Annotated in this window: 23 protein-coding genes; 13 read left to right on the top strand and 10 right to left on the bottom strand. The window is 54.3% G+C overall.

Annotated elements, in window-relative coordinates; translation table 11 throughout:
• The first annotated feature begins 34 nt into the window (after window positions 1–34).
• Both PFER_RS00420 and PFER_RS00415 read left to right on the top strand, forming a co-directional pair.
• Window positions 35–967, top strand: coding sequence for an ATP-binding cassette domain-containing protein (locus tag PFER_RS00420; RefSeq protein ID WP_048147789.1), 933 nt, complete (start codon window positions 35–37; stop codon window positions 965–967).
• Window positions 954–1,700, top strand: a complete 747-nt coding sequence (locus tag PFER_RS00415; RefSeq protein ID WP_048147788.1) for an ABC transporter permease — start codon at window positions 954–956, stop codon at window positions 1,698–1,700. Before PFER_RS00420 ends, PFER_RS00415 begins: the two co-directional genes overlap by 14 nt.
• Window positions 1,701–1,703: 3 nt before the next feature.
• Here the strand turns inward: PFER_RS00415 and PFER_RS00410 are convergent, their stop codons facing one another.
• The 4 genes from PFER_RS00410 to PFER_RS00395 all read right to left on the bottom strand — a co-directional run bounded on the left by PFER_RS00410 (window position 1,704) and on the right by PFER_RS00395 (window position 6,654).
• Entirely contained in the window at window positions 1,704–2,117 is a 414-nt protein-coding gene (locus PFER_RS00410) for an OsmC family protein (RefSeq protein WP_048147787.1), read from the bottom strand.
• Window positions 2,118–2,191: 74 nt separating this feature from the next.
• Window positions 2,192–4,393: a hypothetical protein gene (locus tag PFER_RS00405; protein WP_048147786.1), complete on the bottom strand. Its 2,202-nt coding sequence runs from the start codon at window positions 4,391–4,393 to the stop codon at window positions 2,192–2,194.
• A 312-nt stretch (window positions 4,394–4,705) separates the two neighbouring features.
• Window positions 4,706–5,053, bottom strand: a complete 348-nt coding sequence (locus tag PFER_RS00400; RefSeq protein WP_048147785.1) for a thioredoxin family protein — start codon at window positions 5,051–5,053, stop codon at window positions 4,706–4,708.
• Window positions 5,054–5,124: 71 nt separating this feature from the next.
• Window positions 5,125–6,654 carry an aldehyde dehydrogenase family protein gene (locus PFER_RS00395; RefSeq protein WP_245612369.1) on the bottom strand — a complete coding sequence of 510 codons (1,530 nt, stop codon included), beginning with the start codon at window positions 6,652–6,654 and terminating at the stop codon, window positions 5,125–5,127.
• A gap of 75 nt (window positions 6,655–6,729) precedes the next feature.
• On the opposite strand from PFER_RS00395, the gene msrA reads away from it, so the two are divergent.
• Together msrA and PFER_RS00385 are read left to right on the top strand one after the other, a co-directional pair.
• Window positions 6,730–7,734 carry a peptide-methionine (S)-S-oxide reductase MsrA gene (msrA, locus tag PFER_RS00390; protein ID WP_048147784.1) on the top strand — a complete coding sequence of 335 codons (1,005 nt, stop codon included), beginning with the start codon at window positions 6,730–6,732 and terminating at the stop codon, window positions 7,732–7,734.
• Window positions 7,735–7,763: 29 nt separating this feature from the next.
• The gene (locus tag PFER_RS00385) at window positions 7,764–8,186 is read left to right on the top strand and encodes a hypothetical protein (protein ID WP_048147783.1); all 423 of its coding nucleotides are present in this window, start codon (window positions 7,764–7,766) and stop codon (window positions 8,184–8,186) included.
• Window position 8,187: 1 nt separating this feature from the next.
• On the opposite strand, the gene PFER_RS00380 is transcribed toward PFER_RS00385, so the two are convergent.
• From PFER_RS00380 to PFER_RS00355, 6 genes are all read right to left on the bottom strand, one after another.
• Window positions 8,188–9,003 (bottom strand): LamG-like jellyroll fold domain-containing protein, encoded by an 816-nt coding sequence (locus PFER_RS00380; RefSeq protein ID WP_048147782.1) that lies wholly within the window; start codon window positions 9,001–9,003, stop codon window positions 8,188–8,190.
• Window positions 9,004–9,160: 157 nt separating this feature from the next.
• Window positions 9,161–9,514, bottom strand: coding sequence for a DUF302 domain-containing protein (locus tag PFER_RS00375; protein ID WP_048147781.1), 354 nt, complete (start codon window positions 9,512–9,514; stop codon window positions 9,161–9,163).
• A 12-nt stretch (window positions 9,515–9,526) separates the two neighbouring features.
• Complete coding sequence (locus PFER_RS00370; protein ID WP_048147780.1) at window positions 9,527–10,825, bottom strand: cytochrome c biogenesis protein CcdA; 1,299 nt, start codon at window positions 10,823–10,825, stop codon at window positions 9,527–9,529.
• Window positions 10,826–10,886: 61 nt separating this feature from the next.
• A complete protein-coding gene (locus PFER_RS00365; RefSeq protein ID WP_048147779.1) occupies window positions 10,887–11,216 on the bottom strand; it encodes a hypothetical protein in 330 nt (109 codons plus the stop codon).
• A gap of 2 nt (window positions 11,217–11,218) precedes the next feature.
• Window positions 11,219–11,425 (bottom strand): hypothetical protein, encoded by a 207-nt coding sequence (locus PFER_RS00360; RefSeq protein ID WP_048147778.1) that lies wholly within the window; start codon window positions 11,423–11,425, stop codon window positions 11,219–11,221.
• 217 nt (window positions 11,426–11,642) lie between these two features.
• Window positions 11,643–12,179: a nitroreductase family protein gene (locus PFER_RS00355; RefSeq protein WP_048147777.1), complete on the bottom strand. Its 537-nt coding sequence runs from the start codon at window positions 12,177–12,179 to the stop codon at window positions 11,643–11,645.
• A 62-nt stretch (window positions 12,180–12,241) separates the two neighbouring features.
• Here PFER_RS00355 and PFER_RS12370 point away from each other — a divergent pair, with 62 nt between their 5' ends.
• From PFER_RS12370 to PFER_RS00315, 9 genes are all read left to right on the top strand, one after another.
• A complete protein-coding gene (locus PFER_RS12370; RefSeq protein ID WP_245612379.1) occupies window positions 12,242–12,733 on the top strand; it encodes an NAD(P)-dependent oxidoreductase in 492 nt (163 codons plus the stop codon).
• Window positions 12,734–12,759: 26 nt separating this feature from the next.
• Entirely contained in the window at window positions 12,760–13,098 is a 339-nt protein-coding gene (locus tag PFER_RS12365) for an NAD-binding protein (protein ID WP_245612366.1), read from the top strand.
• Between the two features lie 205 nt (window positions 13,099–13,303).
• Window positions 13,304–15,715 (top strand): hypothetical protein, encoded by a 2,412-nt coding sequence (locus tag PFER_RS00345; protein ID WP_245612364.1) that lies wholly within the window; start codon window positions 13,304–13,306, stop codon window positions 15,713–15,715.
• A 66-nt stretch (window positions 15,716–15,781) separates the two neighbouring features.
• Window positions 15,782–16,750: a HesA/MoeB/ThiF family protein gene (locus PFER_RS00340; protein ID WP_048147775.1), complete on the top strand. Its 969-nt coding sequence runs from the start codon at window positions 15,782–15,784 to the stop codon at window positions 16,748–16,750.
• Between the two features lies 1 nt (window position 16,751).
• A complete protein-coding gene (thiI, locus tag PFER_RS00335) occupies window positions 16,752–17,843 on the top strand; it encodes a tRNA uracil 4-sulfurtransferase ThiI (RefSeq protein WP_048147774.1) in 1,092 nt (363 codons plus the stop codon).
• A 52-nt stretch (window positions 17,844–17,895) separates the two neighbouring features.
• The gene (locus PFER_RS00330) at window positions 17,896–18,417 is read left to right on the top strand and encodes a ferritin (RefSeq protein WP_048147773.1); all 522 of its coding nucleotides are present in this window, start codon (window positions 17,896–17,898) and stop codon (window positions 18,415–18,417) included.
• Window positions 18,418–18,515: 98 nt separating this feature from the next.
• Window positions 18,516–19,256 carry a Fe-S cluster assembly ATPase SufC gene (gene sufC, locus PFER_RS00325; RefSeq protein WP_048147772.1) on the top strand — a complete coding sequence of 247 codons (741 nt, stop codon included), beginning with the start codon at window positions 18,516–18,518 and terminating at the stop codon, window positions 19,254–19,256.
• Entirely contained in the window at window positions 19,237–20,661 is a 1,425-nt protein-coding gene (sufB, locus tag PFER_RS00320) for a Fe-S cluster assembly protein SufB (protein ID WP_048147771.1), read from the top strand. Before sufC ends, sufB begins: the two co-directional genes overlap by 20 nt.
• The gene (locus tag PFER_RS00315) at window positions 20,661–21,824 is read left to right on the top strand and encodes a SufD family Fe-S cluster assembly protein (RefSeq protein WP_084593875.1); all 1,164 of its coding nucleotides are present in this window, start codon (window positions 20,661–20,663) and stop codon (window positions 21,822–21,824) included. Before sufB ends, PFER_RS00315 begins: the two co-directional genes overlap by 1 nt.
• Window positions 21,825–21,959: the final 135 nt, after the last annotated feature.

Here is a 21,959-nt window from a genome sequence, read left to right as displayed (position 1 = left end):
AACCTTTCAAAATAATTTCATTCAGGTGACTGTAATGAACAAAGCCATAGAGGCCGCCAACCTGACCAAATACTACGGTTCCTTTCTTGCCGTTGACAACGTGAGCTTTGACGTTAAGGCGAACGAGATTTTCGGGTTCCTCGGGCCCAACGGGGCCGGAAAGACCACAACTATAAGGATGCTCACGGGAGTTTTAAAGCCCAGCAAGGGAAGCGTTAGGGTTCTCGGCTACGACATGCTCGACACAGGGGAGAAACTGAGGGCGAGGGAGAGGATGGGAATAGTCCCGGAGACTGCCAACCCCTACGTGGATTTGACCGCCATGCAGAACCTCAGGCTCATGGGCGAACTGTACGGGATGCCAAAGAGGGAAATAGAGAAGCGCTCCATCGAACTCCTCAAGCTCTTCGACCTCTATGAGAAGAGAAACACCAAGGTGAGGGGCTTCTCGAAGGGCATGAGACAGCGTTTAATTCTCGCGATGGCGATGATAGCTGATCCGGAGCTCTACTTCCTCGACGAGCCGACGAGCGGGCTCGATGTTATCAGCGCAAGGATGATAAAGGAGATAATCAGGGAAGAGAGAAAGAACGGGAAGACGATTTTCATCACGAGCCACAACATGGCCGACGTCAACGAGCTCTGCGACAGGGTGGCGATAATAAGGCGGGGGAAGTTAATAGCGATAGACACGCCGGAGAGGCTCAAAACCCTCAGCAAGAGACATGTCTTCATCGAGGTGAGCTTTGAACCAATGCCCAAGGAGATTCCGATCTCCAGCGCGTCGAGGATCGAGAGGAAAGGAGACAAGCTGAAAATCAAAACGGATGACCCGGACGCGACGGTAAAGGAGCTCGTCCGCTACGCTGAGGAGAAGGGGCTGAGGATAGTGAGCTTGAAGACGCTGACGCCTTCCCTCGAGGACGTTTTCGTCGAGCTGGTGGGTGGTACGAATGAACGCGATTGACCAGTTCAGGCGCTCCTTCGCCATAGCCAAGAAGGACATGCTCATATTCTACCTCAAGGGACCGGTCGTGATAATGGGGTTGCTCTTCCCGTTCTTCCTGTTCCTAGCCTTTGTAATCGGAAGGAACCTGGGCGGGGAAACCCTCTTTGCCGGCCTGGTCGGAATGACCGTCTTCTTCACTTCAACCGCAGTCGGGCCCACCATAATACCCTGGGAGTGCAGGGGAAGGACCTTCGAGAGACTGATAACCGCCCCGGTCTCGCTCGCCACGGTCCTTTTGGGTGACTTTCAGGCTTCGTTCTACTTCGGGCTCGGCGTTTCTCTGGCCGTCTCGATACCGGTGATGCTCTATCTCGGGATACACCCGGGGTTTGCTCTCTTCCTTGGGTCAACGCTCCTCGCCCTGGCGTGCTTCGCGGCAATGGCCATACTGGTGTCCTCCTATCCACCCACGGACGTTCCAGCGGATGTAATGATGCTCTCATCGCTCGTCAAGTTCTCGCTGCTATTCATAAGCGGCATCTTCGTCCCTCTGGACAGACTGCCCGCTTACGGAAGGGCCCTCTCCTTCGTATCGCCGCTGACCTACTACGTTGATGCGGTGAGGCACTCCCTTGGAGGGGGTTATCTCCCGGTCTGGCTCGATCTGGCGATGCTGGTCCTCTTTGCGGTGGCCTTCTTCCTGATCGGCTCGTGGGTGCACAGCAGGGTGCTTGAGAGGAGGTTCACGTGAGGGCTACTCAGGCCTTACTATCTCCACTTCTCCCTTTATTTTCTCCGCCCCGACGGTGTTGAACACCGTCCCGTACTTCTCAGCCAGCTCCTTAACGCGCATAATCTTTTTCTTGTCCTCGTTAGTGAAGACGGTGATCTTGTAGGTTATTTCCTTCAGCTGGGGCTCATCGAGGTTTCTCCAGCCGCTTACAGTTATCTCCATGTTCTTCACGTCGAGGCGCATCTTCTTGATTAACCTACCCCAGTTGACGGTTAAACAGCCGCCTATGGCAGCCAAGAGGTACTCCGTTGGATTTGGCCCCTTGTTATGACCGTCCGTGTTCGTGTCTACACTGAAGGTAAACTCTCTCACCCGGGCAGTGCTCCCGACGTTGCCGTCCCACTTCAGGTGTGCCGAATACTCGAGGCGCTCCATAACACCACCGAAGGATATCGGACTCATGGAATATAAAATGTGCCGGTGGACCAGCGCTTCAAAAATGAAAGGGATCAACCCACGATGTCCCCTATAACCTCCACGAACCTGTATATCCTTATGACGATCTTCACAGTGAGGATTCTAATGCTCCTTCCAAACCCAACGCCGCTGTACTTTATTTCGCCCCTCTTAAGGTAGTAGAGCCCAGTATCTCCGGGAGTCTCGGAGTTTATAATGTTCCTGACGACCCCTTCGTTTGTCCAGACTTTCAACGTTGGCTCCAGAGGCCTTCCCTTCGAGAATTCGACGATACGACCTCCCTCCGTAACCACTCCAATGTTGAGCCTACTCCCATTCTCGAGGGTTATCTCCAGGTCTATCCGCTCGTTTCCCGCAATCCGCTTAACGATGTCGGGAAGGTTATCCACGTTCTCGTTGTACGTTGGAACATACTCCTCTAGTAGCTCGAACAGAGTTTTCTCCTCTTCCGGCTCTTTGAGCTCCTCAAACTCGGCCTCCAGCTCGTTTATGCCGCCGGTGCTGATGATGAGCCCTATGATCCGGTACTTTATGAACTCCTCAGGGTTTCCTCCCCAGCCAACCTCGATTAGGTTCTCCTCTCCGAGAAGCTCCTCATCTACGGGGAACACAAGCTCGAACGCATCCAAGTCCGGATCGGTATCGTACGCCGTTATGGGCTCTATCAGGCTGATGTTCAGCTCGTTTTTGTTTATATACAGCTCTATGTTCTTGAGCACATATTCCCCGAACTCCATTATCTCGGGAGTCGCTTCCACCAGTACGCTAACGTAAGGCTGGTTGTCAGGATCGAGTTCCATCGCCTTCAAAAAATCCTCGTCGAGGTCCCATGTTACCTGCCCCGGCCTCCTTGCGGTTTTCTTGGGAGGTACTGGCTCCGTTACAGGGTCAATGAGATCGAGGAGCACTGCACGTTCTATCCGTTCTCTGTTTCCGTGATCGGAGACCCAAAATATAAGCTGCTCATCCTTGTTCATCTTCTTGCTGATGTTAACTATGGCCTCGTAGAGGGCCTTCTTGGTTCCCGGACCGTCAATGTAGCTTGGAGCGTTGGTACCGTTGGACATGGTCTTCCCGTTTCCGGCAAGGGCTATTATATCCCCATCGCTGAAGCCCTGTTTTTTGAGTGCCTTGTACATTCTGTCCATGTTGTTCCAGTGCCTCTTTTGGTTGGCGTCCCCCGCGAAGAGAATGGCGTGCTTGCTTTTCACGGCTGAGCCATCGGCCTTCTTGCCTATCATTATGCCGTCTCCGTTGCCGATGGAGGTGTATTGAGGCCTCTCTCTAAAGTCCGAGCCGTAGGGACCAAGAAGGTCTTCCTGTTCGGCTCTCTTGGCAACCTCCTTCATTGTTGGGGCCTCTTTACCGGTCTTCGCAAGCTCCTCTCCAACCTCCTTTGGGTAGTAGTCCTCAGGGCGGATGAATCCTTTCTTAACCATTTCGGGCCATCTGCTTGGGTTGTAATCATCTCCAATACCCCATGATGGCTTGTTATGTTTCGAGGCGCTCATAAAAGCCGCATCCCCCGTCCCCTTGAGCTTCTCCTTAAGGTCGTCTATCATGCCCCCTCCAAAGCACTGGTTGAAGATAAAGACCATGTTAGCGTAGCCCGTCCTGTTGGCGATCCACATGTTTATCATATTCGCAAGCTGCCAGTCGTAAACGTAGCCTCCCGAACTCGTAACGATGCTGCTGGCATAACCCTCGGGCTGGTCTTCGAAGTAGGAACATTCCTCCGAGGCTATTGGGGTTTTCGTCACGGTGACCTCTATGAGAACCTTCCCCTTACCCGCGTTTACGGTGTACCTTCCGGGTTTTGTCACCTTTATTGAGCCCGAGCCTATCTTCCCATTCGCGAACATGCTGTTAGACTCCTCCAGGTTAAAGCTCACCGTAACATCGTTCATGGGGGTGCACTCCCTGTGGGAGTAGAGGGGTCGCTTTTTGATATATCCTATGCGCCCCTTTAGTGTGTCCCAGTCATAAAGGATGAGTCCCAAATCCCCTGCACTGCTCTCGTGATTGGTTTGGGATACCTTGTAGGTTCCGGTTATGTCAGTGTAGCCGTTCACCCCATCGTCCATATCCTCCGTAGTGGCAACTCCCAGGAGCCACACGGTGACCATTATTGCAGGAGAGTCAGGGGGGTCAAAATGGGCGCTGGCATAGGGCAAGGTAAGGAGGCCGGCTATGAAAAGTAGCATAAACACACGTTTTTTCCTCATCTTCTCCACCACAACACCTTTGGTCCAACAATAAAACTCAACACTCCCCCGTCCAGAAGAGGAACGTTTCGTTGGAAAGCCTCCCCGGGAAGGGAAGAGGGCTTAAACAACGCCCTCAATGGGTTCTAGATGGTTATTGTTTATAAAGTATTTTCTTGCAATTTTAGCATTAATTACCAAATTAACTTGCATTTCAACAAGGTTAGTGGTTGAGAATTTGACGGATGGGAGACGGGGCGCCCGTTGAGGTTCCGGCCACAGGGAATGTGCGACCAGAAACATGGCAATCACGGGTACATGTAGGGAGAGGAAAAAGAACCCTCAGGCCGAAAGGTGCCTCTTAACCCGCCTCTCGAACTCGGCGAAGTTGGGTACGCCTACGAACTCGACGCGGTTGTTTATGAGCACCGTGGGAGTCCCCATGATGTTGTGCTCCATCGCCTTTCTCCGGCCTTCGGGTGTGGCAACGCTCAGCTCCTTGGCAACGACCCCCTCGTACCTCCTCTCAAGCTCCTGCGCCATGGCCCACGCTATCGGACAGTATGGGCAGCCGGGTGAGGTTATTACCTCTATGACAACCTTGGGCTCTCTCGGTTTCTCCTCGATCATTCCTGCCCTCCTCATGAGCTCCAGCATTTTTTTGTGTCTTATCATCTCCAGCTCGTCCATGCGCCTCACCCCGTATTCTTTAGGCCGTTGAGGGATTTAAAAGAAAATCTGTGAAGGGATTTTCATTAAACCTAATCGTTCAGAGGTACTCCCAGACCCCGTAGCCCTTGAAGTTGTGGACTATGCTCTTCGTCGTCGTGAGCTGTATCACCGAGTAGCCTATCCCCTCCCTTCCAACGCCGCTGTCCTTGACGCCGCCGAAGGGGTAGTAACCCTATCCCGTGCCTTGGGTACTCATTGATAAAGACCGCCCCAACCTCAAGCTTCCTTGCGACCTTCCTTGCTCTCCTCTCGCAGGAGGAAAATACTGCCGCGTCCAGTCCAAAGCGCGATGAGTTGGCTATCTCAACGGCCTCATCCTCGTCTCTGACCTTCACTATGAGCGCCAGCGGGCCGAAGACATCCTCCTGGAAGGCCCTGAGTTCGGACAGGGTTTCTTTACCTGCCTCAAGGAGGAGAGGCCAGACGTAGTTGTTCCCTCTCCGGAAATCGGTCAGGGGCTTTGCCCCCTTCTCCACGGCGTCCCTCCAGACTTCTTCGATGTAGTCCGCGGACTTCAGGTCAATAAGCGGGCCCATTATGGCCTTTTCGTCTTCAAGGGGGTTCCTGGGCTCTATTTCCCTCAGCTTTTCAAGGATTTTTGCCTTCAGTTCTTCGTAGACTCCTTCCTGGGCAAGGATGAGCCTTATCGCGTCACATCTCTGGCCGGAGTAGCTCACCATCCCCTTGACAATTTTCTCGCTCGCGAGCTCGAGGTCTGCATCATCGAGCACTATCGCAGGGTCTTTGCCCCCAAGCTCGAGATGGTATGCCTTTATGCCGCCGGTCTTCACTATGTGCTCCCCGACATCAGTACTGCCGGTGAAGGTTACCGCCCCTATCCTTCTGTCGGCCACAACCCCATCCATAAGCCTTCCCGGAATGGTCAGGAGTTGGACGCTCTCCCCGGGAAAGCCCGCCAGCTCAAGCACCCTTATGAAGAGTATCGCGGCCAGGGGGTCAGCGGAGGCCGGCTTTAAAAGAACCGCGTTGCCGGCCAGCAGGGCGGGAATTACCTTGGCCGCTGGGATGAACAGGGGGTAGTTGAAGGGGCCTATGGCTAGTACAACCCCGTAGGGTTCTCTCTTTATCACTCCCTCGCTCTCGAGGGTCTCCTCGCTCCAGTCGCCGGGGATATAGTCGCCCAGCATGACCCTTGACTCAAAGGTGGTCTTTTCCAGCCTCTCCATCGTCGCCCTCGTCTCGCCGGCCGCGTTCGACTTCGGCTTTCCCGCGTCAAGCATTAAGACCTTCACGAAGTCGTCAAAGGCCTCCCTCATAATCTCAGCAGCCTTCAGGAAGCTGGTTATCCTTTTCTCCCCGGGATAGTTCCTTATCGCCTCCCGGCCTCTAATGTAGGCTGAGCTTATGGCATCTTCAACCTGCCCCTTCGAAAGGACGCTCACCCTCGCTATCACCTTTCCATCTATGGGACTTCTGACGTCGGCAAGACCCTCGCCGAAGACCCACTTGCCGGCAACGAAAGTCCTGAACTCTGGAACGCCGTCGTCTCCATTACGGTATATTTGGTCAAAAATCGAATGTTGAACAAACTTGGTCATTTATAATCACCGATATGTAATAATGTCCAAAACTATTTAAGGGTTGCCCGCCTACTAAGTGCAGAGTGATAAGCCATGGGGACGGACGAAGTGGCAATATTTGCCGGAGGCTGTTTCTGGTGCATGGAAGAGGCCTTTGAAAGATTTTCCGGAGTGATCGAGGCAGTTTCCGGCTACACCGGCGGCTGGGTTGAGAACCCCACCTATGAGCTCGTCTCAACGGGTGAGACAGGTCACAGGGAAGCCGTAGAGGTAATCTACGATCCGGCCAAAATCTCCTACGAGCGTCTCTTGGAGGTCTTCTGGAGGAACATAGACCCCACCGATCCGGGCGGGCAGTTCGCCGACAGGGGTGAGCAGTATAAAACGGCCATCTTCTACTTAAACGAGGAACAGAGAGAACTCGCAGAGGAATCCAAGAGAAGGCTTCAGCTCTCTGGAATCTTCAACGAACCGATAGCTACAGAAATTCTGCCGGCGAAGGAGTTTTATCCGGCTGAGAACTACCACCAGGGCTACTACTTCCGCTTTGAGACGAACTACAAACATTACAAGCTCTACTCTGGAAGGCTCGGATTCATAAAGTCGATGTGGGAGAAGAACAAATACTTCCGTCTCTTCCCTGAGAGGGAGCGCTACTGGCTTGGTTACGTGAAGCCAAGCGATGCAGAGCTTAAAAGCCTGCTAACGCCCTTACAGTACAGGGTTACACAGCTCGGCGATACAGAGCCGCCATTCCATAACGAATACTGGAACAACCACGATGAGGGAATATACGTTGATGTGGCCTCGGGCGAGCCGCTCTTCAGCTCCCTCGACAAGTACGACTCCGGAACTGGGTGGCCTAGCTTCACAAAGCCTCTTGAAGAGTGGGCCGTCGTTGAGGCTGAAGAGTGCGAAGGCCTCCTCTGCGGCCGGGAAATCAGGAGCAGGTTCGCCAACTCTCACCTCGGCCACGTCTTCGACGAGCCCACACCAACGGGAAGGAGATACTGCATAAACTCCGCGGCACTCCGCTTCATTCCAAGGGAGGAGCTTAGGAGATACGGCTACATCGCCTACGAGGGCATTTTTAAGTAGTCCCTCAAAGAATAAAGCGGGGACAGACTATGGGAGCAGTAATAAAAGGAAAAGAGCGGGAATTCTCTATCAGGCCCGACTCCTGGTATCTCGTGATCTATTTTAACGAAGGCCTTCAGTACCTTCCCATTCCCTCCTCCAGGGAGAGAGATCTTGAGAGGCTCGCCCTCTTGGCTTTCCTTTTTGAACTCTCGAAGGTTCCTTACATAGTTTTTGGAGTGACGAAGGAGGGCGTTTATGAACTCGGCAGGGAGTTTTTCGAGCGGCTTAGGAAAGAGTACGACATAGACCCGCGAGCCAGGGCCAAGAGAGACGCGTTGAGCCTTCTTAATGAACTTGAGAGAATGGAGGAGTTCTACACGAGGCTCGGCTTTCTGGAAGACCTTGAAGAGATCATGGACATAAAGAAAACCACGGAAGAGCTCCTTGAAAAACTGAAAAAGAGAAGATGAACTAATTTCTGCTCCTTATCTCTTCCAGAAGGCTCTTGACATCCTCACCGCTGAGGGGCCATGGGTAGACCCTAAGGTCGGCGATATCCCCGTGGAAATAGAGGAACTCGGGTGTTATAGAGTCCGCAGTCTTCCCGTAGCCGAGGGTGGAGAGCTCCTTCTTTGGCATGTTGGCAAAGAATAGCCTCATGCTCTCGTTTCCGAAGTTGTAGTGCCTCCAGGTCATCTCCCTCCCGTTCAGGTAGGCAGTGTTCCCGTTCTCGCTCACAACCACGACGAGGTGGTACCATCTTCCCGGCTTGAGGTTGAAGCCGCTGTCGAAGCAGAGAGCAGGCTTATCCCCTTCAGGAATCCACGTAACGTAGAGTCTCCTGTTGTTCTCACCTCTGTGGCCTATTTCGATTATGAAGAGGTTCTTTCCCTCTTTATCTCCAAAGTAGAGGATTGGGAGGACGTTCTGGTCGCTCTCCTCGTATCGGAAGACCACTGAGATTGAGCCTTCTTTGAGCTCCCCGATTTCGCCGATGGAGTCGCTGAGATCGACGTAGCCCGAGCCGTTGAAGTGCAGCATCGTTAAGCTCCCGTTTTCCACGTCAACGTCACCGACGATTCTTCCGTCAATCAACCTTACCGGGCCCGTTGGGGTTGTGTACAGCTTCAGAATCGGTACGGTAGCTCCGGGAGTTGGTGGAGTTCTGTTTAGTTCCAATCCTGTAGAGGCCTCCCTTTCATCACTTCCAAGATACGCACCCGCGACCACCGCCAAGGCGAGTATGTCTATGACCAGCACGATGGCAGCAAACCACCTCAACTTCATACAACCACCACGGAAAACTGGAACATTGGGATTAATTAGGAACCCGCCGAAACGAACGTTTCCAAGCGTTCCTTCTGATAGGCCGGCCCCTCACATCTTGGCAATCCGATAACGGCCCAATCGAGAACCAACCTGCCAAAAAAGGATTGATAGAGGGTCAAAGCCCCTCAATGACCGCCTTAACGTCCTCGAGCGGCTCCTTAATGACCTCAACTATGTCCTCAGCCGTGTTTATAGCAATGTAAGTCTCCCCGTCCTTCTGGTAGAGGATAACCGGGCACGGGGCGAAGGAGCCAATTTCGTACTCGACCTTGGTCATCTCGTAGAACTTCTTCGGGTTGCAGACGTAGAGGAGCCTGTAGGGCTCCATCTCAACGCCGAGCTTGGCCTTGACCACGTCGCTCGGCGTGAACTCAAGCACGACCTTGTAGCCCTTCTCCTCGAGCTTTGCCTTAAACTTCTCCTCGGCCTCCCTGAGGCCCATCTCAAGCTTCCTCCTGTACCTGAACATTTTTCCACCCCCTTACAGTTTTGAGAGTGATTCGAAGAGGGCACTCCACAGCTTCAGCGGCGTGACCTCGGTCAGCATGAGAATTCCAAGGGCTATGAGGACAACGCCGATGGCGACCTCCCACTTTGAGCTTCCGGCACTTACCGAAATCCTGCCGGAGAGCAGCTTTCTGTTTATCCACTCGCCCAGGTCCTTCGACATGGTGATGAGGTAGACCGTGAGGCCCATCCCGAGGCCGTAGGTGCCCATAACTATGACCCCCTTCAGTGCCTCCCCCGTTAGGGCCGCGGTTATCACGGCGAAGCCCACATAGGGCGCTATGCAGCCGAGCCAAGTCGCCCCGAGTGCAGAGCCTAGGGCGAAGTCGTAGGCGAGGCCGTTCTTTGAAACCACCCTATCAGAGGGAGAAAAGCTGAGGAACCACTCCATCTTTGCCCTCATCCCCGGGTTTACGAAGCTCGCACCCACCAGTATGAAACCAACTCCTCCGAGGAGGTAGAGCGCTCCCTGTATGCCGGAGGCGTACTCGCCGAGGCTCCCAACGAGGGCACCGAGGAGGGCAAATGACGCCACCATACCCGCTATTATGACCTCCACCTTTCTCCTCGCAAAGGTCAGCGAGAGGGCGCCCGCTATTACTGGGAGCACGCAGGGCGAGAAGACGCTAACGATCCCCGCGGAGAATATGGGAAGGAGCACGGCGAGGCTTAGGTTTGTGTTGGCGTTCTCCCTTGAGCTTCCATTTTTTACCCTCTCGCTTTGCGTATCCATACTCTCGGTGGGGCTTTGCATCTCGTCCCCGATGGCAGTCTTTACGAAGAACTCAAGGCCATCCGGGTTCAGCGCTCCAACTGCCACCCCTTTGAGCACCATCGTGCCGTTCTCGACCTTGAAGAGCACCATCGTTGGCGTTCCCGGGACGCCGACGTTTATCCTCTCCCCCGGCTCCCGGGGGTTGTAATAGCCGGAGTTGTCGGGCTGGAGCACGAGGACGCTGTCCCTGACAACGTAGCCCAGGTTGGTGAGCTCTCTCCCCCTGTAAACATCAATAGCCACCAGGTTGAGCCCGTTGAGGGCCGCTTTGGCCTTCTCCGTCGGGAAGACGCTCGCCTTCATGTACTGACAGGCCGGACAGCTCTCCGAGTGGTAGAAGATGAAGAAATACTCGCCCTCGTGGGCGGAGATTAGAGATTTTAGCTCCCCCTCGCTTGAAACGTCCTGGAACTTAAGCCCCCCGTAGGAGACCTCCCCCGCTGTTACAAGTCCCACGAAGAGCAGGAAAAAGATGAATATTAGGGGCACCCTCCTCACTCTGTTCACCTAAAATGCCTTTCTCCAAGGCTTAAAAAGACTTTTCTTGAAGCTTTTTTCATTAGAAGGTCATCGGGACGTAGCCCTTCTCCAGGTGCTCGGCTATTATTTTGCCCACGTATTCCAGCCTCGCGTACTCCCCGAGCGGAGTCTCAAAGTCCTCCATCTCCGCCAGCCTCTTGCAGGCCAGAGGGAGTTTTCCGAGCTCTCCCAGCTTTTCCACCCACGGAAGGAAGCGCTCGTCTCCCTCCGCTATCGCCCTCTCTATCGGGCCGAAGAGAACAACCTCAACGTCCTCGACCCAGCCGTGCTTGATGGCATTCACGGCCCACATGAAGCCCGGTAAGGCCCCCTCATCATCGCTTGAAATTATCACTAAGGCCTTCACCATGGCTATACCTCCAGTACTTTCACGAACTCATCAAAGTCCCTGGCGGATATCTCCTTTTCGCCGGCTATGACGTTTATGTTGCCGCAGGCGTACTTTGCGCAGAGCCCTATGCACTCCTCAACGCTAACCCTGTAGCCCTTCTCCTCGAGGAGCTTTATCACATCATCGAGCCTCTCTCCGGCGCAGAACTTGCATACCTTAGCTTCCATTATAATCACCAATCTGTGCTTAATAAAGCAGACTTATGGCTCTTATCCTTTCCAAAATGGAAAATTCCCCCTGAAAAGGTATTGACATTTATACCACACACAGGTGCACCACGTGAGCCCCATGACTGCATCGGCCTGGACCCGGTAGGAAGCTCCCCTAAAGAAATCCTTGCCAGAAAGGGCTTGAAAAATGTTGAAGAGATTGGGCTCCCGATGGCTACTTAAATCTCTTCCCAAACTCGTTGTGGCTCACCTTCTCCCAATCGAAGACCTCATCACCGTGAGGTGGCTTGTTCTCCGCTGGATAGCCCACCCCTATTATGCAAAGCACGCGGTAGTTTTCCGGAATGTCTAAGAACTCCCTCACGTACTCCTCCGCAGTTTTGGTTTCGTCGTGCATCCTGTTCCTTATCTGAACCCAGAATGAGGCAAGGCCGAGGGCAAACGCTGCCAGCTGGATGTGCTCGGCCGCTATGCTCGAGTCCTCGATCCAGACGTCGCTCCTGCTCTCGTCGGCGGCAACGACTATCGCCACCGGCGCCGTTTTGAGGCCTGAGGCACCGAGCTTTGCCCTTGAGAGCGCATCGAGCTTTTCCCTGTTGTCCACGACGATGAAGTGCCAGGGCCGCTTGTTGTAGGAGCTGGGTGAGAGAAAGGCCGCCTCAAGGAGCTTTTCCACGAGCTCGCGCGGAATCGGCCTGTTTTGGAAGCGCCTTATGCTCCGCCTCTTTTTGAGCACTTCAAAGAACTCCATGCTTCCACCTCTAAGGTTTTGGATAGAGAGTATAAAAATTGTTCGAAACAATCAATCGAGTGATGGAGATGATAGGGTGGATTGGTCTGGGCCACATAGGTAGGGCCATGGCGGAGAGGTTATCGGAGGAGTACGAGCTCCTCGTCTGGAACAGGACGATAGAGAAGGCCAAAGGTTTCAAGAACGTCGCAAGAACTCCGGAGGAAGTTGCTGAGAAATGCGACGTGATATTCCTCTCGCTCTACGACAGCGAAGCGGTGAGGCAGGTCTCGGAGAGGCTTTTAAAGGCGGACCTCAGCGGAAAGATAGTGGTAGACACCACCACGAACTACCACGAGAAGGTCTTAGAGTTCCACGAGATGTACAGGGAAGCGGGAGCCTTTTACCTTGAAAGCCCCGTCATGAGGAGCGTCATCCCAGCGAGAAACGGCCAGCTGACGATCCTCGTGAGGGAGAGAGGGAGGCCTTTGAGAAAGTCCGTCCCTACCTTGAGAAGCTCGGGAAGAAGATATTCCACTTCGATGAGCCCGGAAAGGTCACGAAGCTCAAACTGATAAACAACTTTGTGCTCGGAGCCTTCATGGCGGCGCTAGGTGAGGCAATAGCTTTGGGTGAAAAAGCCGGAATCCCGAAGGAAGAGCTCATAGAGGTTCTTGAGAACGGCGCCGGCAACTCGGTGGTGCTGAAGGCAAAGAAGGAGAAGCTCCTTGGCGATGACTACTCGACGCACTTCTCCGTGAAGAACCTCGTTAAGGACCTCTCCTACGCTTACGATCTGGCTTTGGCATCAAAGAAAGCAGTCCGGCTCAACACTACCGTAAGAGAGCTCTACAGGGCGGCCTTTGAGAGGGACATGGAGGGGCTCGACTTTTCGGTGGTTTATAAACTCCTCAAGGAAGCTTTAGATGTCCGTGTTTAAAAGCTGAAAAGCACAAGGTGTATTTTGATTTTGTAAATGCTATATTTTTCGAAGTGTAACATTTTGAAAAGCAAACCTTATATCGTTTCGAGCCCTAGATTGATTTAACGAGCTCCTTAACGGAGGCCTGAAAATGTGCGGGCGGGGCTTCTGTCTTCAGAATTTGGGGGACAGCAAGAACCTTAAAAGAACCCTTGTCGTTTTAATGCTCTTTCTTCTGGCAATTCCGGTGGCATCGGCGGGAAAAGTCTTCGTGTGGGACGTTGGAGGGATAATACTCCACCCGAGGCTTTCTCCCGATGGACTCTACTTCAGCACCTACGGTGAAAGGGTGTGGCTCAAGACCAACGAGACCCACTTTATATACTGGGAGCAGCCCTATCTCCTCAACGGCCTTTCGGTCGGTGACAGTGTTTATATGGCCGCTGACTGGGGGCCAGCCTTGGCCTTGAATCCCTCCAACGACACGCTCTACGCCTGGGAGTACTCCGGCTTGCAGCTAATCCACGTCTATGCCAAAAGAGATACCGCGTACTTCGCCGGCATGCTCAACGGGACCGGTGGGGTTGGGATACTTAAAAACGGCACTCTGACCTTTTACCGCCTTCCCAATGAGACCTTCAAAACCTACGATGTCTTCCCAGCTCTCGACAGAGTTTACTTTACTATTGAGTTTAAAGATGAGCCAAAGGGCGGCGTTGGGATACTCTTCCCCGAGAACAGGACGTTCTACCTATGGCGCCTCCCCGAAAACTATTCAACACTCGTCCCGGACGGGATAACCGTTGATGGGAACCTCACGGTTTACGCGGCGATAATGGAGGGCGAAACGCCAGGCGTTGCGATGTTTGAGCCTTACAACGCCACCTTCCGCTTCCTCAAGATTATAGGCCGGCCCCTCCACGTCAAGCTCTTTGGAAACTACGTCCTCCTGATGAACTCGGACTGGGACCTGGTGCTCTTCAACCCGGGGAACGTCACGTGGACTGGCGAGGCAGTTCTTGAGAGAGAGGTCGGAGAGATGGAAGTAATCTCCCTCGGAGGGCCCACCAAGACCCTGGAAGTTAACCGGGGTGAGGTGGAGATAGAGCCCACACTGGAAAGGGTGGAGAAGAGAACCTATCCCGAGGGATACACGGCCTTTCCTGGCGTTGCATTCACGCACGACTTCGGCGGGGGCTACGTTGGCTCCGGGGGGAGACTAATACTCCTCGATGAGCTGAGGCCGAAGGTTCACCTCCTCTACGGGAATGGAACCCTAAAGGCGTGGGTGACGCCCAGGGAGTACTTCCCGGGGCCGGTTTTCATCTACATCAACGGAAAGCTCGCAAGATGGGGTGAGGAGGTAGAGTGGAACGCAACTTTCCTGGCTGGCGAGTACAACATCACGGCGGTCTACTTCGACGGCGAGGACGTTTACATGAACAGGACGAGGGTGGTAAGCAACCTAAAGCCAAGGCTCCTCTGGCAGGAGTCCCTACCCCTGGAAAATGGGGCGGTCATCTACGGGAAGGTGGACATACAGGGGGCGCCGGTGAACGTCTCGGGAAGAACCGTGTGGACGGACTCGGAGGGATACTTCTCCTTCTTCGTGGAGAACGAGAGCTACACCCCCCCTCAGACGCCGGTGGAAGGTGAAGGGGGCTCTGATTTGGGGTTAATACTTGCAGTTCTTGGAGCCGCTGCGGTAATAGGCGGACTCGTCCTCTATGCGAGGAAGGATAAGCGGGGACTGGCGCTGTTGGTAATAGGCATTCTCCTGACAGCGGGCTATTTCGCCCTTCCAAGGCCAGCGGAGGAAGCTGGAGGGGAAAAACCCCTGACCGTGACCCTCACCGCGGTCATGCCGCCTTCCTTCTACGCCATCAACCTCACGGTGTCAGTTGACGGGAAAGTGGTGGGGACAACGGATGAGAGGGGCAGGATTGAGGTGCTCTTAACTCCCGGCCTCCACTCCTTTGAGCTGAAAGCCGGGAACTCAAGCACCACCTTCGCCATGGCGGTGGCAGAGGATAGGAACCTAACAGTTCCCTTCTTCCCCGGTCTAAACGCGACGCTCCACAACGGCCCGGGCTACAACGGATTTTCGGCCAGCTTTGGAAAGGTGGCTCTCAACACCCTCCATCCCAACACTTTCCCCAGGGGCCCGATGGCGGGGAGAGGGTATGCAACGCAAGAGGAGTGCGAGCTCTGCAAGCTCAAAGCGGCCATGGTTGGCGTTGTTGAGGGAGAATCCTGCCGGCTGTGCTGCATACAGGGAAGAACTTTCCTGCCCGCTACCATCTTCGCCCGCTACTTCTCCCTGATATGGGACGCCATAGAGCGCTATCCATGCATTACCCCCTGGCCCCCGATGCCCGAGACGAACGCCGTCATAACGGGAGCTTCTATAAACTCCTACGCCGACGACATCGAGAAAAACCTTCCAAACCCGGGATGGGGGAACATCCACCCCTGCCTAGCTCCCCTCGACGGCCTCAACCCAAAGGATCCCTCTACGGTCTGCAGCGCTCTTGAATGCCGCTATGGGAGCTTCAACTGCAACTGCTACGTGACTTGCCTGAGGGGACCCTTCAAGGTCTGGGAGGCCTTCATAGGCTGTGTGAGTAAGGGCTAATCTCATAAACCTTTGGTTTCCAAAACCCTTTTTATCCCTCTTTTCCCAGCGAGTTTTGGTGAGGGTATGAAGGTTGAGATGGACTTTTCGAGACACTTCCCCATCATAGGCATCGAGGGACAGAGGAAGCTGAGCGAGAGCAGGGTAGCAGTTGTCGGGGCCGGCGCGCTGGGTAGCTGGGAGGTCTACTTCCTCCACAAGCTTGGAGTTGGGAAGATAATCGTCATTGACAGGGACTTCGTGGACGAGAGCGACCTTCCAAGGACGATCTATACGAAGGAGGACGTTGGAAAGCCCAAGGTAGAGGTCTTGAAGGAGCGTTTTGGTGTGGTCGGCCACTTTGAGGATCTCAACCCAGGAACGGTTGGCCTGCTTGATGAGGCAGACCTGATACTCGATGGAACAGACAACATCTACACCAGGCAGGTGATAAACGATTATGCGGTGAAAAACAACAAGCCGTGGATATACGTGGGTGTCCTCTCCACGTACGGCAACGTCATGCCGGTAGTCCCCGGAAAGACGGCCTGCTTCCGCTGTCTCATTCCGAAGCTTCCCGAGAGCCCCATGCCAACCTGCGCCGTTGCCGGAATAATGAGCTATGTCCCACCTCTGGCCGCTTCATTAGCGGTGAGCCTCGCGGCCAGGATGCTCCTCGGTGAGGAAGTTAGGAGCGAGCTCATATTCTTCGACACCAAGACCCTCGACTTCGAGAAGGTTGAGGTGCCGAGGAGGGAGGACTGTCCAGCATGCTCCCTCAGGAAGTTCGAGTTCTTGGAGAAGAAGATCAAGATAGAGCGCCTCTGCGACGGCTCCATACAGGTGACGCCGCCGGTGAGGATGAACGTCAACTTCGACGAGCTCGAGGAGAGGCTCAGGAAGCTCGGGATAGAGGCCCTCAAGACGAGCCAGTTCATCCAGTTCGAGGACGACTACCTTGAGATTATGATTTTCCAGGGCGGCAGGATGGTGATCAGGGGCGTGGAGGACGAGAACGAGGCCAAGAACGTGTTCGCCCGCTACCTGGGTGGTTGACGTGATAATCGTGAGGTACGGCGAGATTGCACTTAAAGGCGGGAAGAGACGGGAGTTTGAGAGAAAGCTCCGCGACAACATACTGGCTACCCTAAAGAGGAAAGGAATTGAGGGGAAGGCGAGAATTGTGAGGGGCAGGATACTCGTTGATGCACCCGACGAGGCGGCGGAGATAATCGCCAAAGTCCCCGGGGTAGTGTCGGTCTCTCCAGCGAGGGTCATGGAGTACGGGGAGGTTCCAGAGTACCTCAAGGAGGCTCTGAAGGGACTGAATCCTAAAAGCTTCAAAGTGGAAACGCAGAGGCTCGACAAGACCTTTCTGAAGACCTCGATGGAGGTAAACCGTGAGGTAGGGGCCTTCATCGTCGAGAACTTCGGGTGGAAGGTTGACCTTGAGAACCCGGAACTTACGGTGGGGGTTGAGATAATAAACGGCAGGGCCCACGTCTTCTTCGAGAAGATAAGGGGCGTTGGCGGCCTTCCAGTGGGCACGCAGGGAAAAGTTGTTGTGCTCCTGAGCGGCGGCATAGACTCACCCGTTGCCGCCTTCCTCATGCTCAAGAGGGGAGCGGAGGTAATAGCGCTCCACTTCGACCAGGGGACCAACGCCAGGAGCGTCGTTGAGAGGGTCGTTGACATACTGAGTGATTACTCACCCGAGCCGATAGAGCTCATCGTGGAGAACCACTTTGAAGTCCTCAAACCCTACGCCTCCGCGCTGGCAAAGGCGAAGCTCCGCGAGTGGACGTGCGTCGTCTGCAAGGTGGCAATGCTAAGGCGTGCTGCGGAGATAGCGAGGGAGAGGGGCGCCCTTGGAATAGTCACTGGGGATTCCCTCGGTCAGGTGGCCTCTCAAACACTCGCCAACCTCTACTTCGAGACTATGAGTGTGGACTTCCCCGTCCACAGGCCGCTCCTTGGCATGGACAAGGAGGAGATAGTCGCGATAGCGAGGAGAATCGGGACTTACGAGGCCTTCCTCGAGTACCCCTACTGCGACTGCCCCTTCAGGCCCGAGAGGGTTGTTACGGGAGGCAAACTTGAAGAGTTCGAGAGTGTTAGGAGAGAGCTTGAGAAAGAGGGCATCCTCTGAGCAGAACCAAAACTTAAATACTTCGGATGAGAACATAACCACGGTGATGGAAATGCTGAGTGAAAAAATGCTTAGGGCTCTGAACGAGCAGCTTGACAGGGAGCTCTATTCTGCCTACCTGTACTTCGCTATGGCGGCGTATTTCGACGATTTGAACCTTGAGGGCTTCGCCAACTGGATGAAGGCCCAGGCGGAGGAGGAGCTCGGCCACGCGCTCAGGTTCTACAACTACATCTACGACAGAAACGGCAGGGTTGAGCTCGGTGAAATTCCCAAGCCGCCCAAGGAGTGGGAGAATCCTACAGCGGCATTTGAGGCCGCGTACGAGCACGAGCAGTTCATAAGCCGCTCCATCCACGAGCTTGCCACCCTTGCCGAGGAGGAGAAGGACTATCCAACGAGAGCTTTCCTCGAGTGGTTTATAAACGAACAGGTCGAGGAGGAGGCCAACGTGAAGAAGATTCTCGACCAGCTCAAACTCGCCAGGGACAGCCCCCAGATGGTGTTTATGCTCGACAGGGAGCTTAAGGTTAGGGCTCCGAGGCTTCCGGGTCTCCTCCTGCAGGGGGAGTGATTTCCTTCTCCTTTGCTCTATTACTCATTTTTGGGTAGAAATCTTTAAAAGTACCTCTCTTCTACACAAAACTGTACCGATAATGGACGGTGATGGTCATGTTAACTGTGGAAAATCTGAGGGTGAAAGTCGAAGATAAGGAAATTCTCAGGGGCGTTGCCTTCACTCTCGAGCCCGGGGAGCTGCACGTTGTTATGGGGCCCAACGGTAGCGGTAAGTCCACTCTGGCACTCACAATAGCGGGGCATCCAAAGTACACTGTAACCGAGGGCAGGATAACCTTCGAAGGGGAAGACGTAACAGGAGCGAAGCCCGAGGAGCGAGCGAAGAGGGGCATCTTCCTCAGCTTCCAGCATCCGGTTGAGGTAGAGGGCGTTAAGGTCATACACTTCCTCCAGAGGGTCCTCAAGAACCTCAAAGGCATTGATGAGATAGAGGCGTACGACCTCATCTTTAAGGCCGTCGAGGAGCTCGGCTTCGACGACTCTATTCTCTCAAGGGGACTGAACGTCGGCTTCTCCGGTGGCGAGAGGAAGAAACTTGAGATGCTCCAGGCGTACCTTATAAAGCCGAAGCTCCTCATTCTGGACGAGCCGGACAGCGGTGTTGACGTCGACTCTCTCAAGGTGATAGCGGGGATAATAGCGAGGCTCCACAGCGAGGGAACGGGAATACTGCTCATCACGCACTACGGCCGGATTCTGGAGTACCTAAACCCCCAGAGGGTTCACGTTCTTAAGGAGGGCAGGCTCGTGGTCTCCGGTGGTATGGAACTCGTCAAGCTCATAGAGGAGAAGGGCTTTGCGGCGGTGGAAAGCGATGGAGCACTCAAAGCTTGAGGAAATCCTAAAAGCGGGTTCCCTCGAGGAGATTCTGGGAACAGCGGTGCCATACCCGAAGGAAATCGAGCTCAGGGGCGAGATTACGGAAGATGCTGTCAGGGAGATTTCAAGGATAAAGAACGAGCCGGAGTGGATGCTCAGGCACAGGCTTAAAGCTCTGGAGCTGTTCAAGAAGCTGCCGATGCCGAAGTGGGTTGTTGGAATAGACGAGCTCGACGTCGAGAGCTTCTCCCTCTACTCAAAGCCCGAGGTTGGAAACGAGATTAAGGACTGGGACGACCTCCCGGAGAACATCAGGAAGACCTTCGAGAGGCTCAACATACCCGAGATAGAGAAGAGGTTCCTCTCGGGGCTCACAGCGGTTTTCGACAGCGAGAGCGTCTACTCCCAGCTCAAGGAGGAGTTCGAGAAGAAGGGCATCATAATGGTTCCGATGGAGGAGGCTGTGAAAAAATACCCCAAGCTGGTCAAGAGGTACTTCGGGAAGGTCTTCCCTCCGGGAGAGCACAAGTTTTCCGCTCTACACCATGCCCTCTGGAGCGGTGGGGCCTTCGTCTACATCCCCAAGGGGGTAAGGGTTCCCTTCCCGATTGAGGCCTTCTTCGTCATAGGCTCGGCTTTGGAGGGTCAGTTCGAGCACACCCTGTTGATAGCGGATGAAGGCAGCTACGTCCACTTCATAGAGGGCTGTTCCGCTCCAATGTACAAGGGCTTCTCCTTCCACGACGGCATGGTCGAGATATACGCCCACAAGGGAGCAACCGTCAAGTTCACCACCATACAGAACTGGAGCAGGAACGTCATCAACTTCAACAACAAGCGCGCCATAGTAGAGGATAACGCATACGTCGAGTGGATAGAGGGCAGTATAGGGAGCCACATAACCTATACTTACCCGTCAAGCGTCCTGAAGGGAGAGGGGGCAAGAACGGCACAGTACGTGGTTTCGCTCAGCAACGGGCCCTACCTCAAGGACACCGGTGCCAAAACCTGGCATTTAGCTCCAAACACCAGCTCGAAGATAATCTCGAAGAGCATAAGCGCCAACGGCGGGACGAACATCTACCGCGGTCTCGTTAGGATAATAAAGGGAGCCAAAAACTCCACCGCAACAGTCTCATGTGACTCGCTCATCCTCGATGAGAAGAGCAAGGCCTACACCTATCCCCACAACCAGAACGACGAGCCCTCAGCGAGCATAATCCACGAGGCAACCACCGGAAAGCTCGGTGAAGATAAGCTCTTCTACATGAACTCCAGGGGAATAAAGGAGGAGGAAGCGAAGAGCCTCATCGTTCTGGGCTTTATCAGCGAGGTGCTTGAGGGCCTGCCCTTTGAGTACGTCGAGGTGCTCAAGAAGGTCATAGAGCTTGAGTTCAGCGAGGTTGGGGGTGTTGGGTGATGCGCTCTAACGAGCTCTCTAACGAGCGTCCTTTAGGACTCTCTGACGAGCGCGCTAACAAGCCCATTATAACCCGTGAGGCACTTGAAAATCTCACCTACCAGAAGTACGGCGACAGTCCGACGATAAGGAGCTACACGAAGTGGAAGCTCTTCGAGGAGAACTCGCCCCTAAAGCTCCCGACGGAAGCAAAAGCGGGTGAAGTTCCGGTTAGGGGGCACGTTGCCTTTTCGGGAAGCGAGGCGAGCTTTGACCTGCCCAATGGAGTTGAGCTCACAGAGGGGACTTTAGGCCTCTCACAGCCCGAGGAGTCGAGGATTCTGGGCTTCCACTTCTACGCCCTCAAAAATGCCTACAGTCTCAAGATCAAGGAAAACCTTGCGGAGCCGCTCGTGGTAGTCTCCCACCTCTCGGAGAGGGCTTTTATAAGCCACCACCTGAGCATAGAGGTCGAGAACGCCAGAGTGCCGATAATCATTTACGACATGGCCGAAGATGGGACTAAGTCCCTCGTGGTCGAGCTGAAGGCCAGAAACGCGGAGATAGAGCTCCTCACCGTCGGGAAGCACAGGAGTCTATCCCACTACCTCCTAAGGGCCAGCCTCGGAGGGAAGAGTCGGATTAGGGCATTCACCGCGGTTTATGGAGGCAGGATGAGCCACCACAGGGAGGACTATTCGCTCGAAGGAAAGGAAAGCGAGCTCTTCCTGAGGGGAATACCCATTGGAATAGGCTCGGCGGTTGACTACCTCACCAACGTGCTCCAGTACGGTGAAGAAAGTAAGAGCGAGACCAGAGTCCACGGCTTTTCCTACAAAAACGGCTGGACTGTTCACAGGGGAACTGCAAAGGTCTTTGAGAGGGCCAGGAATTCATCGAGCGTCGTGGTCTCTGAGGTGACCATAATGGACGAAGGCTCCCTCGGTGTGAGCGTGCCGATGCTTGAGGTGGACACAGGGGAGATAGAGGCGGCCTCTCACTCCTCCTCGGTCAGGCAGTTCGACGAGGATGCGCTGTTTTACCTCCGCTCCCGCGGGCTCGACAGGGAGGAGGCGCTGAGCCTTTTCGTTCACGGAATAGGCGAGGCCCTCAGCTCCCACCTCGAAAGGCTCAGGAGCAAAGCTAGAAGCGCCACAGCGGAGCTCGTCGAGGAGCTGTTGTGAGTCTTTCTTTTTCGTTTTTGTCTTTTTTGCCTTGGAATTTGGAGTGTTTAGCATTTTCACTTTTCAATTCCATTAATGTTTAACACTGCCTTTTTCTGTCCAGAAAAAGGATATATAGGTTCGCTTCCTAAACTA

It is taken from the genome of Palaeococcus ferrophilus DSM 13482 (genome assembly GCF_000966265.1).
GTDB lineage: Archaea > Methanobacteriota_B > Thermococci > Thermococcales > Thermococcaceae > Palaeococcus > Palaeococcus ferrophilus.
This window is presented reverse-complemented; position numbering and strand designations above follow the sequence as displayed.